General features: G+C 70.9%; 11 protein-coding genes. 8 read left to right on the top strand and 3 right to left on the bottom strand.

Going from position 1 to position 14,872, the window contains the following annotated elements; genetic code table 11:
- The first annotated feature begins 198 nt into the window (after positions 1–198).
- From H293_RS0113655 to H293_RS0113670, 4 genes are read left to right on the top strand one after another with little or no spacing between them, the layout of a single operon-like run.
- Entirely contained in the window at positions 199–1,263 is a 1,065-nt protein-coding gene (locus H293_RS0113655; RefSeq protein WP_020118452.1) for a hypothetical protein, read from the top strand.
- A 16-nt stretch (positions 1,264–1,279) separates the two neighbouring features.
- A complete protein-coding gene (locus tag H293_RS0113660; RefSeq protein ID WP_033415395.1) occupies positions 1,280–2,473 on the top strand; it encodes a toxic anion resistance protein in 1,194 nt (397 codons plus the stop codon).
- Entirely contained in the window at positions 2,470–4,026 is a 1,557-nt protein-coding gene (locus H293_RS0113665) for a substrate-binding and vWA domain-containing protein (protein ID WP_028807828.1), read from the top strand. Before H293_RS0113660 ends, H293_RS0113665 begins: the two co-directional genes overlap by 4 nt.
- Positions 4,013–4,624: a hypothetical protein gene (locus tag H293_RS0113670; RefSeq protein WP_020118455.1), complete on the top strand. Its 612-nt coding sequence runs from the start codon at positions 4,013–4,015 to the stop codon at positions 4,622–4,624. The genes H293_RS0113665 and H293_RS0113670 overlap by 14 nt, the downstream gene beginning before the upstream one ends.
- A gap of 7 nt (positions 4,625–4,631) precedes the next feature.
- On the opposite strand, the gene H293_RS0113675 is transcribed toward H293_RS0113670, so the two are convergent.
- Together H293_RS0113675 and H293_RS0113680 are read right to left on the bottom strand one after the other, a co-directional pair.
- The gene (locus H293_RS0113675; protein WP_020118456.1) at positions 4,632–6,653 is read right to left on the bottom strand and encodes a DUF11 domain-containing protein; all 2,022 of its coding nucleotides are present in this window, start codon (positions 6,651–6,653) and stop codon (positions 4,632–4,634) included.
- Positions 6,654–6,908: 255 nt separating this feature from the next.
- Positions 6,909–8,732, bottom strand: coding sequence for a phosphoenolpyruvate carboxykinase (GTP) (locus tag H293_RS0113680; RefSeq protein ID WP_020118457.1), 1,824 nt, complete (start codon positions 8,730–8,732; stop codon positions 6,909–6,911).
- A 339-nt stretch (positions 8,733–9,071) separates the two neighbouring features.
- On the opposite strand from H293_RS0113680, the gene trhA reads away from it, so the two are divergent.
- From trhA to H293_RS0113700, 4 genes are all read left to right on the top strand, one after another.
- Complete coding sequence (gene trhA, locus H293_RS0113685; RefSeq protein ID WP_020118458.1) at positions 9,072–9,785, top strand: PAQR family membrane homeostasis protein TrhA; 714 nt, start codon at positions 9,072–9,074, stop codon at positions 9,783–9,785.
- Positions 9,786–9,888: 103 nt separating this feature from the next.
- Complete coding sequence (locus tag H293_RS0113690) at positions 9,889–11,427, top strand: MFS transporter (protein WP_020118459.1); 1,539 nt, start codon at positions 9,889–9,891, stop codon at positions 11,425–11,427.
- 11 nt (positions 11,428–11,438) lie between these two features.
- Positions 11,439–12,065 carry a TetR/AcrR family transcriptional regulator gene (locus H293_RS0113695; protein ID WP_020118460.1) on the top strand — a complete coding sequence of 209 codons (627 nt, stop codon included), beginning with the start codon at positions 11,439–11,441 and terminating at the stop codon, positions 12,063–12,065.
- A gap of 33 nt (positions 12,066–12,098) precedes the next feature.
- Positions 12,099–12,857, top strand: coding sequence for a Mut7-C RNAse domain-containing protein (locus tag H293_RS0113700; protein ID WP_020118461.1), 759 nt, complete (start codon positions 12,099–12,101; stop codon positions 12,855–12,857).
- On the opposite strand, the gene H293_RS0113705 is transcribed toward H293_RS0113700, so the two are convergent.
- Positions 12,814–14,844 (bottom strand): thioredoxin domain-containing protein, encoded by a 2,031-nt coding sequence (locus tag H293_RS0113705; protein WP_020118462.1) that lies wholly within the window; start codon positions 14,842–14,844, stop codon positions 12,814–12,816. The genes H293_RS0113700 and H293_RS0113705 overlap by 44 nt on opposite strands.
- Between the last annotated feature and the right edge of the window lie 28 nt (positions 14,845–14,872).

Consider the following 14,872-nt stretch of genomic DNA (forward strand, 5'->3'; position numbering starts at 1 on the left):
GGGGCGCCTCAGTCGGCCCTGTTGATCGGGGACCCCTGCTGCACCTGCCTGGCGCCTGATCGCCGTACGGGCTCGTGCCGGTTCCCCGCGCCCCTGGAGGGGCGCGGCCGCTCCGCCGTGTTGATCCGGGACCGGTACTACACCTGCCGTTCACCCTGTTCGCCGGGGAATGTTGGGTTCCGTGAGCAGGCTGCTCGTGTGAGACGAATCGTAGGGATCGTCCTCGCGGTCCTGCTGGTCGGCGGCGTGGTGGCAGCCGTCGTGGCGGGCCGGGAAGCGGACGACAAGGGCACGGCAACGAAGACCGTGCAGGGAGTGATCGGATCGGAGAAGGCCGAGTTCTTCGAGGATCCGGACGTGGTGAAGGCCCTCGCCGCCAAGGGCTACACCGTGAAGGCCGAGACCTCCGGGTCCTGGGCCATGGAGGGGCTGGACCTGGGCGGGTACGACTTCGCCTTTCCGTCCAGCCAGGCACCGGCCACCGAACTCGCCGCGAAGCACGGGGTACGGGGGACCCTCCCGCGGCCCTTCTACTCGCCCCTGGTCGTCGTGGCCCACAAGAACGCCGCCGAGGTCCTCGCGCGCAACGGCCTGGCCACCCTGGACGCCGAACACCGCGGCACCCTCAAGATGGCCGCCTACATCGACGCGGCCCGCGCGGACCGCACCTGGCAGCAGCTCAAGGGGGCGAGCAAGTACGGAGAGTTGACCGGCACCCTCTACCTCTCCAGCACCGACCCGGAGACCTCGAACTCCGGCGCCCTCTACCTCGCCGCCGCCTCCTATGCGGCGAACCGCGGCAAGGTCGTCTCGAGCGCCACCGAGGTCGCGAGGACGACTCCCCTGCTGCACAAGCTCGTCAGCGTGCAGGGCGCCCAGCAGTCCAGCACGGACGCGGCCTTCCGGGACTTCGTCAGCGGCGCCGGCAATCCGCTCGTGCTGGTCTACGAGTCCCAGGTCGCCGCGCTCCTCGCGGCCGGGCAGCACCCCGACGACCTGGTCGTCCTCTACCCGGACACCACGGTCGACAGCGACCACACGGTCGTACCGCTGACCGAGAACGGCCAGGCCGTCGCCGGACTCCTCGCCACCGACCCGCGGTTGCGTCGGCTGGAGGTCCGGCACGGGTTCCGGCCGCAGGGCGAGGCCACCCAGTTCGCCTCGGCCACCACCTATCTCAAGCAGGAACTGACCGGCGTCCGCCAGGCGCCCGTGCCCACCTCCGCGGTGCTGCACGAGCTGGCGCGACGGGCGCGGGGATGACGGGGGGACAGCACCGATGACATCCATGAACTCCATGAACTCCATGAACGACAACGACACCTTCACGCTCACTCCGCCCGAGCCCGTGGCCGCCGTGCCGCGCGAGAGGGCCGGCGGGCTCGTCCCCGTCGACGACTCCGTGCGGATCGACATGGCCGGGAAGGCCGCCGCGTACGTCGAGGGACTCGCGACGCTCGACGCCCGCTCGCCCGAGTTCGCCGGCAAGGTCGGTGAGATCACCGCGCTCGGCGCCGGCGAACTGCGGGGCGCCGCCGCGCAGTCCAACCGGATGCTGGAGCGGACCGTGCGCAGCCTGCCGGACAAGGGCGGGGACGCCCAGTCCCAGGTGGCCGGATCGCTCGTCGAACTGCGGCGCGTGGTCGAGGACCTGGACCCGAGGGACCTGTCCGCCTCAAAGGGCCGCAAGTTCCTGTCCCGGCTCCCCGGCGGCAACAGGCTGCGCGACCACGTCGCCAAGTACGCGTCCGCGCAGGGGACGTTGAACAGGATCGTGGGCTCGCTGCGCGGCGGTCAGGACGAACTGCGCAGGGACAACGCCGCGTTGCAGACCGAGCGGGTCCGCCTGTGGGAGACCATGGGCAAGCTCCAGGAGTACGTCGTGCTGACCGAGGCCCTGAACGCGGCCGTCGAGCAGCACATCTCCGCCGTGGGAGACCCCGGGGCGGCCGACTCGCTCCGCGCCGACGTGCTCTTCCCGGTCCGGCAGAAGCACCAGGACCTGCTCACCCAGCTCGCCGTCTGCGCCCAGGGCTACCTCGCCATGGACGTCGTACGGCGCAACAACGAGGAGCTGATCAAGGGCGCCGACCGGGCGGCCACGACCACCGTGTCGGCCCTGCGGATCTCCGTGATGCTGGCCTCCGCGCTCGACAACCAGAAGAAGGTCGTCGATCAGGTCAACGCCCTGCGCGGGACGACCGAGGACCACATCCGGGGCAACGCCGAGATGCTGGCGACCCAGAGCGGGGAGATCCAGCGCATCGCGGCCGACCCGGCGGTCGGCGCCGAGACCCTCCGGTCCGCCTTCCAGCAGATCTACCGGACCCTCGACGCGATCGACACGTACAAGGTCCAGGCGACCGAGGTGATGGCGGCGACCGTGGAGTCGCTGGCGTCGGAACTCCAGCACGCCGGCGCGTACCTGGAGCGCAGCCGGTCGCAGGGCGCCCTGGAAGGGGGCCTGGGATGAGACGACGCGCGGTGGCCGCCTGCCTGGCGGCGCTCGGCCTGCTCACCGCCTGCACGACCCGGGACGACGGGATCAGCGGTCTCTCGACGCCCGGCGTGCCCGGGCCCGCGGAGCCGGGCACCCTGCGTGTCCTGTCCTCCAGCGAGCTCGGCGACATGGCCCCGGTCCTCGCCCAGGTCGAGAAGGACACCGGCGTCAAGGTGAAGCTGAACCCCATCGGCACCCTGGACGCCGTGCGGATGCTGGCCGAGGGGAAGACCGACGGACAGTACGACGCCCTGTGGCTGTCCTCGAACGACTACCTCCGGCTGCGCCCCGAGGCGGCGCGGAAGGTGGTCTCCGAGACGCCCGTCATGTCGAGCCCGGTCGCGATCGGGGTGCGGTCCGCGACGGTGAAGGCGCTCGGCTGGAGGCCCGCCGACGTCACCTGGTCCCAGGTCGAACAGGCCGTCCAGGACGGGAGGCTGACGTACGGCATGACCGACCCGGCCCGCTCGAACTCCGGCTTCTCCACGCTGGTCTCGGTCGCCTCGGCCCTCTCCGGCGCCCAGTCGGCGCTCACCGACGCGGACGTCACGAAGGCCACGCCCCGGCTGAAGGAGTTCTTCAAGGGCCAGAAGCTGACGTCGGGTTCCTCGGGCTGGCTGGCCGCGGCCTACGACCGGCGCGGTGACGTCGACGCCCTGCTCAACTACGAGTCCGTCCTCATGGGCATCCCGGGCCTGACCGTGATCCGCCCGCGCGACGGCGTGATCACCGCCGACTACCCGCTCACCTCGCTCAGGTCCACCAGCGCGCGGACCCGCGAGGACGTCCGCCGCGTGACCGAGGACCTGCGCACCGAGAGGATCCAGCGGCAGATCACCGCACGCACCCACCGCCGCCCGGTGGTCGCCTCGGTACCTCCGGCCGGCGGCCTGGACACCACCCGCCGCCGTGAACTGCCCTTCCCGGGCACCCGTTCCGTCGCCGACGGCCTGCTCGACTCCTACGAGAACGAACTGCGGCGCCCGTCGCGGACCGTGTACGTCCTGGACACCTCGGGCTCGATGGAGGGCGACCGCCTGGACCGCCTCAAGACGGCCCTCACCGATCTCACCGGCGACTTCCGCGAACGCGAGGAGGTCACGCTGATGCCGTTCGGCTCCCAGGTCAAGAGCGTGCGGACCCATGTGGTCGAGCCGGCGGACCCGCGGGCCGGCCTGGCCGCCATCCGCGAGGACACCTCGGCGCTCTCCGCGGACGGCGACACCGCGATCTACACCTCGCTGGAGAAGGCGTACGGCCATCTCGGCACCGGCCGCGACGCGTTCACGTCGATCGTGCTGATGACGGACGGCGAGAACACGGCCGGGGCGAAGGCGCGGGACTTCGACGCCTTCTACGCGCGGCTCGGCCGGGAGGCCCGGGACACCCCCGTCTTCCCCATCCTCTTCGGCGACTCCGACCGCTCGGAGCTGGCCCACATCGCCGACCTGACCGGCGGCCGCCTCTTCGACGCCCGGCAGGGCTCGCTGGACGGCGCCTTCGAGGAGATCCGTGGCTATCAGTAGGTACCTGGAGTCCCGCAAGAACATCGCGGGCAGCGCGTGCGGACTGGCGGGCCTGGTCCTGACCTTCACGGGGGTGGCGGGCCCGTACTGGCCCGTGGTCGTGGCCGGGCTCTACGGCGCGGGCGCCCTGGTCGCCCCGCCGGAACGGCCGGCGCTCCCGGACTTCCCGGACCCCTCGGCCCAACTGGACTCGCTGCGCGCGGACTTCGACACGCTGCGCACCTATCTGACGGACATCGAGCTGTCGGTCACGGCGGCGGCCCGGCTGCGCGAACTCACCGAGCTGCTGACCGCCTTGCTCGACCGGGGCTGGGGCACGCAGCTGCTGACGCACGACCCGGAGGGGGTGCACTCCCTGTCCCGGATCGTCCGGCGCGACCTGCCCGAGGCCGTCGACAGCTTCGTACGGACGCGATGGTGGACGCGGATGACCCCGGGCACGGATTCCCCGGAGCTCCATCTGGAGCAGCAGCTGGGCCTGATGAAGAAGGACGCACAGCACCTGGCGGCGGCCCTCCGGGACACGGAGGCCCGCCGCCAGGAGACCCACACCCGGTACCTGGAGGACCGGGGCGGGCAGAGCGGGGTCAGTACGTGAGGGACGGTCAGGGGCAGCTGACGCGGATGTCACCCGAGTCGGTCGTGCAGGTGTCGGTGTTGGGTCCGCCGTTGGCGGTGTCGTTGCCGGAGACGTTGTCCACGGTGTTGAGGTTGTCGGTGCCGTAGTTGCCGGTCAGGTTGTCGTTGCCGGGGCCCGCGACCAGGGTGTCGTTGCCGACGCCGCCGTCGACGCGGTCGTTGCCGTAGCCGCCGTGCACGGTGTCGTTGCCGTAGCTCGCGTTGACGGTGTCGTCACCGCCGAGGGCGCAGATCACGTCGTTGCCGGAGGTGCCGTTGATGGTGTCGTTGCCGCTGGTGCCGATGCGGGTGCAGCCGCGGGCGTTGTTGACCGTGGTGGTCACCGTGGCCGTGTTGTTCGCGGTGGCCGGGTCGCTCTGGGCGGCGGTCGCCGAGGCGCGCTCGGTGAGGGTACCGGTGGCGCGGGGTTCGGTGACCACGGTGACGGTGGCCTTCGCACCGGGGGCGAGGGTGCCGAGGGCGCAGGTGACGGCGGTGGTGCAGGTGCCTTGGGAGGGGGTCGCCGAGATCACCGAGCCGGCCGGGCCGGTAAACGTGTCCGTGAGGGAGACGCCGGTGGCCGTGGTGCCGGTGCTGTTGTTGGTGACCGTGACGGTGTAGGTCGCCCGGTCGCCGATGCTGACCGTGCCGGGACCGGACTTCGTCACCGACAGATCCGCTCCGGCCGGTGGCGGCGGAGTGCTGCCGCCACCCTGGAAGCGGGCCAGGGCGAAGTCGGTGTCCGGACCGCCCCGGCCGGCGGCGACGATTCTGCCGTCGGACTGGACGGCCACGGCGCGGGCGAGGTCGCTGCCGCCGAAGTCCGCGGTCGCCGTGCCCCCGGTGCCGAAGCCGCTGTCCGTGCTGCCGTCGGGGTTGTAGCGCTGGACGGCGAAGTCACCGGCCGGCCCGGCGTCGCCGGCGAGGACGATCCGGCCGTCGCCCGGTTGCAGCGTCACGTCCCATGCGCCGATTCCGGCGGGGACGACCTTGCCGTCGCCGTCGAAGCCGGTGTCGAGGGAGCCGGACGGGTTGTAGCGGGCCAGACTGTCGCCGCCGGCGGCGACGATCTTCCCGTCGGGCTGGAGCGCGAGGCCCTCCACGGTCTCGTAGTCACCGAAGTCGGTGCGGACGACGCCGTCGCCGTCGAAGCTCGTGTCCACGCTGCCGTCGGTGGTGAAGCGCATCAGGAGGAAGTCGAACCGGGTCGAGCCCACCTGGCCCCCGACGACGATCTTCCCGTCGGGCTGAAGCAGCAGGGAGCGGGCGTCGCCGCCCTCCTCGGGGGCGGCGGACGGGTCGGCGGTCACCGTGCCGTCGCCGCCGAACGTGGTGTCCGGGGTGCCGTTGGCGTTGAGCCGGACCACGGCCACCTCGCCCCCGGTGTAGCCGGCCGCGACGATCCGGCCGGACGGGTCGACGGCCACGTCACGGGCCTCGGTCGGGCCGGCGATGTCGGCGAAGAACCTGCCGTCACCGCTGAAGGTGTTGTCGAGGCTGCCGTCGGAGTTGTACCGGGCCACCGTGAACCAGCAGCAGTCCTCGTACGAGCGTGTGCTGTAGCCCGCCACGATGATCCGGCCGTCGGGCTGGAGCGCCACGGCGTTGGCCTCGCTCCACTGGAGATCCGGGTCCATGTTGTTGATGGCGGTCGTCACCGTGCCGCCGGTGCCGAAGCCGGTGTCCGGGGTGCCGTCGGCGTTGTGCCGGGTGAGCGCCCAGCGGCCTTCGATCGCCGCGTTGTCGGTGGAGGAGCCGACGGAGAGGATCTTTCCGTCGGGCTGGACCGCCACGTCGTAGGCCTGGTCGTCGTCGGCGATGTCGGTGAGGACCTTGCCGTCGGCGCTGAAGGAGGTGTCCAGGTCGCCCGGGGCCGCGGCCGCGATGCCGGGCAGGGTCAGGACGAGGGCCAGGACGGTCGCCGCGACGGTTGCGGCCCGGGCCAGAAGGGCCCGGTGGCGGCGTGCACCCTGTCGGCGCCGCGCCGGTCGCGCATGAGCTGTGAGCATGTGCGACAGCCTTGCGCCGTACGCACACACCGGCGGCCGCCACGAGCGGCGTTGCCCTCACCGGACGCAGGAATCCATCCCGGTGGGTGAGCGGGCAGCACGCCCCGCACGCCATTGTGCGGGGCCGTTCGTGACTCAGGGCCTGTCCGGCGGACCATGCCGACGGGCAGCCCCTCGTGCCGCCACCCGCGGCCGGCCCGTGACGATCACGGGTCAGGGCTCCCATCGGGGCCGGCCGCGGGGGTCTACGGGGGATCAGCCCAGGCGCTCCACCAGCGCCCGGTACTCGTCCCACAGCTCCTTCGGGGTGTGGTCGCCGAAGGTGTTGAGGTGCTCGGGAATCAGGGACGCCTCCTCCCGCCACACCTCCTTGTCGACCGTGAGCAGGAACTCCAGGTCGGAGTCGGCCAGGTCGAGGCCCTTGGTGTCGAGGGAGTCCTTGGCCGGCAGGACACCGATCGGCGTCTCGACGCCCTCGGCCTTGCCCTCCAGCCGCTCCACGATCCACTTCAGGACGCGGCTGTTCTCGCCGAAGCCGGGCCAGACGAACTTGCCCTCGTCGTTCTTGCGGAACCAGTTGACGTAGTAGATCTTCGGCAGCTTCGACTGGTCCTTGCCCTTGGCCACGTCGACCCAGTGCCCCATGTAGTCGCCCATGTTGTAGCCGCAGAACGGCAGCATGGCGAAGGGGTCGCGGCGCAGCTCGCCGACCTTGCCCTCGGCGGCGGCGGTCTTCTCGGAAGCCACGTTGGCGCCGAGGAAGACGCCGTGGTTCCAGTCGAAGGACTCCGTCACCAGCGGCACCGCCGAGGCGCGCCGGCCGCCGAAGAGGATCGCCGAGATCGGCACGCCCTTGGGGTCCTCCCACTCGGGCGCGATGATCGGGCACTGCGCGGCGGGGGTGGTGAAGCGGGCGTTGGGGTGGGCTGCGGGGACGCCTGAGTCCGGCGTCCAGTCGTTGCCCTTCCAGTCGGTGAGGTGCGCCGGGGTCTCCTCCGTCATGCCCTCCCACCAGATGTCGTTGTCGTCGGTGAGGGCGACGTTGGTGAAGACCGAGTTGCCCCACAGCGTCTTCATCGCGTTGGCGTTGGTGTGCTCACCGGTGCCCGGCGCGACGCCGAAGAAGCCGGCCTCGGGGTTGATCGCGTAGAGGCGGCCGTCCTCGCCGAACCGCATCCAGGCGATGTCGTCGCCGATGGTCTCGACGGTCCAGCCGGAGATCGTGGGCTCCAGCATGGCGAGGTTGGTCTTGCCGCAGGCGGACGGGAACGCGGCGGCGACGTACTTGGACTCGCCCTGCGGCGGGGTGAGTTTGAGGATGAGCATGTGCTCGGCGAGCCAGCCCTCGTCGCGGGCCATCACCGACGCGATGCGCAGGGCGTAGCACTTCTTGCCGAGCAGGGCGTTGCCGCCGTAGCCGGAGCCGTAGGACCAGATCTCGCGGGACTCCGGGAAATGCGAGATGTACTTGGTGGAGTTGCACGGCCAGGGCACGTCCGCCTGGCCCTCCTCCAACGGCGCCCCGAGGGTGTGGACGGCCTTGACGAAGAAGCCGTCGTCGCCGAGTTCGTCCAGGACCGGCTGTCCCATACGGGTCATGGTACGCATGGAGACCGCGACGTAGGCGGAGTCGGTGATCTCGACGCCGATCGCGGAGAGGTCCGAGCCGAGCGGGCCCATGCAGAACGGGACGACGTACATCGTCCGGCCCTTCATCGAACCGCGGAAGACGCCCTGCTCCCCGGCGAAGATGTCCCGCATCTCCCCCGGTGCCTTCCAGTGGTTGGTCGGCCCCGCGTCCTCCTCCTTCTCCGAGCAGATGAAGGTGCGGTCCTCGACGCGCGCGACGTCGGTCGGGTCGGAGGCCGCGTAGTAGGAGTTGGGGCGCTTGATGGGGTCGAGCTTCTTGAAGGTGCCCTTCGCGACGAGCTCCTCGCACAGGCGCTCGTACTCCGCTTCGGATCCGTCACACCAGACCACGCTGTCCGGCTGGGTCAGTTCGGCGATCTCGTTCACCCACGAGATCAGTTCCTTGTGCTGGGTGGGGATGACGGGGGGAGCCGCGATGTCGCGCGCCACGATTGCTCCTAGATGAGGGATTTTTTGTTTGGAGGCCCCGTGGGGGCTGCGACCCGGATGCTTCTCGTGCCTTTTCGGTGGTGACCTTGGCGCTCATCCGGTGCCGACCGCACTCATTTGATCATCCGACCGAAGCGCCCATCTGTCCAGAGGGCATCACAGGTGAGCGGAGTGAGGATCGCCACGCTTTACATGGACACAGCGCGTTTATTTGCGTGCACTTAGCGTTCAGCCAACCGTTTCTTTACTGGTCAACTCCCGTGAGACGATGGCCACTCTCGACCGTTCCTCACGCAGTACTCATGCGTAACTTACGGTCCCGTAGGTACGATGCCGGGCATGACGCCGTCCGCCCCCGACGCCAACGCACCGTCCCTGCCCCACCAGATCAAGCAGCACGCCCACGACCTGGCCGAGCCCATCAAGCCGAAGCTGCGCGGCTGGCTCCACCTCGGCATGTTCCCGACCGCACTGATCGCGGGGCTGGTGCTCACCGCCCTCGCGGACTCCACCAGAGGCCGGATCGCCTGCGGGATCTTCGCCCTGACCGCCTGCCTGCTGTTCGGAGTCAGCGCGCTGTACCACCGGGGCACCTGGAGCCCCCGCATGGACGGCGTCCTGCGACGGCTGGACCACGCCAACATCTTCCTGATCATCGCGGGCACCTACACGCCGCTGACCATGCTGCTCCTGCCGGGCAGCAAGGGGCGCTGGCTGCTGTGGGGCATCTGGGGTGCGGCCGTGGCCGGCATCCTCTTCCGGGTCTTCTGGGTCGGCGCCCCGCGCTGGCTCTACACCCCCTGCTACATCGCGATGGGCTGGGCCGCGGTCTTCTTCCTGCCCGACTTCATGCGCGCCGGCGGGGTCACGGTCCTGGTCCTGGTCGTCATCGGCGGCCTGCTCTACAGCGCGGGCGGCGTGATCTACGGCCTCAAGCGACCGAACCCGTCACCGCGCTGGTTCGGCTTCCACGAGGTGTTCCACTCCCTGACCGTGGCCGCGTTCGCCGTCCACTACGTCGGCATCTCACTGGTGGCGTACCAGCACACGTAGACCGCTGCACACCCCTCCGAGGGCCACGGCTCCCCAGCTGTGGCCCTTTTTGCATGCCAAAGTCGATTGACAGTCTCTAGCTTTTGAGAGTTACTCTCATTTCATGGAAACCATCACTCCGGACCCCCGACGCTGGTGGGCCCTGGCCGCCCTCGTCGCAAGCATGCTGACGCTCGGCTTCGACCTGACGATCCTCAACGTGGCCCTGCCGACCATGGCCGCCGACCTCGACGCCGGAACCGGCGCCCAGCAATGGATGGCGGACGCCTACGTCGTCGTCTTCGCCGCCCTGATGCTCCCCGCGGGCCTCCTCGGCGACCGGTTCGGACGGCGCCGGATGCTGATCGCGGGACTCGCGGTCTTCCTCGCCGGCTCCCTGGTCGGCGCACTGGCCGGCGACGTCAACGCGGTCATCGCCGCCCGCGCGCTGATGGGCGTCGGCGGCGCCCTCGTCACCCCGCTCGCGCTCTCCGTGCTGCCCACGCTCTTCGCTCCCGACGAGCGCACCAAGGCCGTCGGCATCGTCTCCGCCGCCTCCGCGCTCGGCCTGCCGCTCGGCCCGATCATCGGCGGCTGGCTGCTGAACCACTTCTGGTGGGGCTCGGTCTTCCTGGTCAACGTCCCCATGGCCGCGATCGGCATCGCCGCCTGCGTCTTCCTGCTCCCCGAGACCCGCGACCCCTCCTCCCCCACGGTCGACGCCCTCTCCACCGCGCTCACCGTCACCGGCCTCGGCGCCCTCGTCTACGCGATCATCGAGGCACCCGCCCGCGGCTGGGGCGACCCGCTGGTGCTGGGCATGCTGGCGGGATCCGTCGTCCTGATCGCCGGACTGGTGCTGCGCGAACGCCGGGTCCGGCACCCCATGCTCGACATGACCCTGCTCACCCACCGCGGCTTCCTCTTCAACACCATCGCCGCGACCCTCGTGAACTTCGTCCTCTCCGGCCTGCTGTTCGTCCTCCCGCCCTTCCTCCAGGCCGTCCTCGGCCACGACGCCCTCGGCACCGGCGTCCGGCTGCTGCCGATGATGGGCGGACTGCTGGTCGCCTCCCGCCTCGCCCCCAAGGTCGTCACCCGCTTCGGCGCCCGCGCCACGGTCAGCGCCGGCCTGGTGGTCCTGGCCTTCGCCGGGCTCCTGGGCAGCCGTACGACCGCGGACTCCGGCTACGGATTCGTCGCGCTGTGGCTCTCGCTCACCGGCTTCGGCTTCGGCCTCTCGCTCATCCCCGCCATGAACGGCGGCCTCAGCGCCCTGCCCCGCGACCGCGCAGGCAGCGGCTCCGGACTCCTGATGACCATGCGCCAGGTCGGCGGCGCGATCGGCATCGCCCTGCTCGGCAGCCTGCTCGCCTCCACCTTCCGGGACCGCCTCGACGTCACCGGACTGCCCGCACAGGCCGCCGGCACCGCCCAGGAGTCCGTGGTCGCCGCCCACCAGGTCGCCCAGCGCACCGGCTCGGCCGACCTGCTGGCCTCCGCGAACAGCGCCTACGCCCACGGCATGGGCGTCGTCCTGCTGGTCTGCGGCATCGCGGCCCTCGTCGCCGCACTCCTCGCGGCCGCGTTCCTGCCGGGCACATCCCGCCCGACCGATACCCCCACCGACCCGGACATGGCTGCCGAGGAGGCCCATGCCTGAGAATGGCACCTATGACGCCCGTACACTCCACTCCCCCCGCTGACCTCTCCCAGCTGGGACTTCGCGAGCGGAAGAAGATCAAGACCCGGACGGCGATCCGCGACGCGACGTACGCGCTGATCGAGGAACAGGGCTACGAAGCCACCACGGTCGAGCAGATCGCCGAGCGCGCCGAGGTGTCGCCGTCCACGGTCTTCCGCTACTTCCCCACGAAGGAGGACATCGTCCTCACGGACGAGTACGACCCCGTCATGCTGGAGGAACTGCTCGCCCGGCCCGCGGACGAGCCGTGGATGGAGTCCGTGCGGCACATCCTGCACCGCGCCCTCGACGTCTCCGCGGTGGAACAGGAGGTGACCCGGCTGCGGGCCCGCCTGATGATCCAGGTCCCCGCGGTCCGCGCCCGCATGATGGAGAGCATGTCCGTCACCGGCCGCCTGCTCGCCGGCGCCATCGCGGAACGCACCGGCCGGGACGCGGACGACCTGGAGGTACGGGTCCTGACGATGTCCCTGCTCGGCGGTCTCACCGAGATGTACCAGTACTGGGCGGAGAACGGCATGCGGGACGACCTGCACGGCCTCACCGACCGCGCCCTGCACGTCCTGGAACACGGGCTGCCCCCGAAAAAGCCCTGAGCCCACCGCGCGCCCGCATGCCATCCTGACCCGGTGAGCGCACCCGAGATCCACGTCGAATTCGCCCCGGAACTGGCCCTGTTCATCCCGCAGGGACGCCGCCTCGGAGCCACCCCGGTCACCACCGACGGCACCTCCTCCCTCGGCCATGTCGTGGAGTCCCTCGGCGTCCCGCTCACCGAGGTCGGCACACTGCGCGTCAACGGCCGCGAGGTGCCGAGGTCCTACGTCCCCTCCGCGGGCGACACCGTCGACGTCCTCCCGGTCGCCCGCCCCCAGCAGGTCCCCGGCGCCCCGCTCCGCTTCCTCCTCGACGTCCACCTCGGCACCCTCGCCCGCCGACTGCGCCTGCTCGGCGTGGACACGGCCTACGAGTCCACGGACATCGGCGACCCGGCCCTCGCCACCCGCTCCGCGACCGAGAAACGCGTCATGCTCAGCCGCGACCGGGGCCTGCTGCACCGCAGGGAACTCTGGGCGGGCGCCTTCGTCTACAGCACCCGCCCCGAGGACCAACTCCGCGACATCCTGGACCGCTTCCGCCCCGAACTACGCCCCTGGACCCGCTGCACCGCCTGCAACGGCCTGCTGCGCGAGGCCACCAAGGAGCAGGTCGCGGACCGGCTGGAACACGGCACGGAACGCTCGTACGACGTGTTCGCCCAGTGCGAGGACTGCGGCCGCCCCTACTGGAAGGGCGCACACCACGAACAGCTGGAGGCGATCGTGGCGAACGCCCTGGCGGAGGCTAGCCGCCCAACGCCACCCGCAGCGCCTCCGCGTCGGTCGTAGGCGCGTCACAGGTGAAGTGCCGGCAGACGTAAGCCGTGGGCCGGCCGTCGACGAGGATCCGGTCGGCGAGCAACGGCAGTTCGTCACTGCCCGCGGTCCCCACCGCCACCACCGCGCCGGGAGCGGTACCCAGAAGTGCCGTCCGGTGCAGCGCCTTCGTGGCGTCGTCGGCCGGCGCGGGCCCCACGATCGCGACCTCCTTCGGCCCGTCCAGGAACGCCTCAGCGACCGCCAGCCCCCACCCGACGAACCGCGGCACCCGGGGCCCGAGCGCCTTCACCACCCCGAGCGCCTTCTCCGCGCCCTCGCGATGGGGCTCGGACCCGGTCTGCGCGGCGTAGGACACCAGCGCCCCCGCAGCGGCCGTCCACCCGGAGGGCACCGCGTTGTCGGTCGGGTCCTGCGGCCTCCGGATCAGCCGCTCGGCGTCGGCGGCGGTGTCGAACAGCGCCCCCTCCGGCCCGGTGAACCGCGTCAGCACGTGGTCGAGCAGGAACCCGGCGAAGTCGAGCCAGACCCCCTCCCCGGTCACCGACGCGAGCGCGAGGAACCCCTCGGCCACGTCGGCGTAATCCTCCAGCACCCCGGCGTTGGCACCCACCTGACCGTCCTTGCTGGTACGGGACAGCCGGACCTGCTCGTCCAGATGCAGCCGTACGAGGAGGTCGGCGGCCCCGAGCGCGGCGTCCACCAGGTCGGGCCGGTCGAAGTAGGCACCGGTCTCGGCGAGCGCGGCGATCGCGAGGCCGTTCCACGCGGCGACGACCTTGTCGTCCCGGCCGGGGGCAGGCCGCCGCGCCCGCGCGTCCAGCAGCCGCCGCCTGATGGACTCGACCTTCTCGGCGTCGAACACCGTCTCCTGCTGCGGGAGTTGCAGCACCGACTGCCCGTGCTCGAAGGTGCCCTCCTCGGTGACACCGAAGTACTGGGCGGCGAGCTCGGCATCCTGCTCCCCGAGCACCTCACGCAACTGCTCCGGCGTCCACACGTAGTACGCGCCCTCGACATGCCTGCCCGTCCCGTCGTCGCTGTCGGCATCCAGCGCCGAGGCGAACCCGCCCTCGGCGGTGCGCAGTTCCCGCACCATGAAGTCGGCGGTGTCGAGCGCGACCCTACGGGCGAGGTCGGAGCCGGTGGCCCGCCAGAGGTGGGCGTAGACACGGCACAGCAGGGCGTTGTCATAGAGCATCTTCTCGAAGTGCGGCACGATCCAGTCCCGGTCCACGGAGTAGCGGGCGAAGCCGCCACCGAGCTGGTCGTGGATACCGCCCCGGGCCATCCGCTCGCAGGTGTCCTGCGCCATCTGAAGAGCACCCTCGGCACCGGTGCGGGCGTGGTGCCGCAACAGGAACTCCACGACCATCGACGGTGGGAACTTCGGCGCCCCGCCGAAACCGCCGCGCTGCGCGTCGTACTCCCGCGTCAGCCCGAGCAGGGCCGCAGCGAGCTGCTCCTCACCGGGCGCCTGCGAGTCCCCGTACGAGATCTCCCGCCCGGCCAGGTCCCGCACGATCTTCCCGGCGACCTCCGCGACCTCGTCCCGCCGGTCGCTCCAGGCGGCCCGTACCCCCTCCAGCACCTGCCGGAAGGAGGGCATGCCCTGGCGGGGCGAGGGAGGGAAGTAAGTGCCGAAGTAGAAGGGCTCGGCGTCAGGGGTGAGAAACACGGTCATGGGCCAGCCACCCTGCCCGGTGGCGGCCTGCACGGCCTCCATGTAGACGGCGTCCACGTCGGGGCGTTCCTCGCGGTCGACCTTGATGTTGACGAAGTGCTCGTTCATGAAAGCGGCGACCGCTTCGTCCTCGAAGCTTTCCCGGGCGAGGACGTGGCACCAGTGGCAGCTCGAATACCCGACGCTCAGCAGAACGGGTTTGTTCGTCTTCCGCGCCTCCTCGAAGGCCCCGGCCGACCAGGGCCACCAGTCGACCGGGTTGTCCGCGTGCTGCAGGAGGTAGGGGGACGTCTCGTGGGCCAGTCGGTTCGGCATGGGGTCCATCCTGCCGCAGTACCCCTCG

The organism is Streptomyces canus 299MFChir4.1 (assembly GCF_000383615.1).
Taxonomy (GTDB): domain Bacteria; phylum Actinomycetota; class Actinomycetes; order Streptomycetales; family Streptomycetaceae; genus Streptomyces; species Streptomyces canus_C.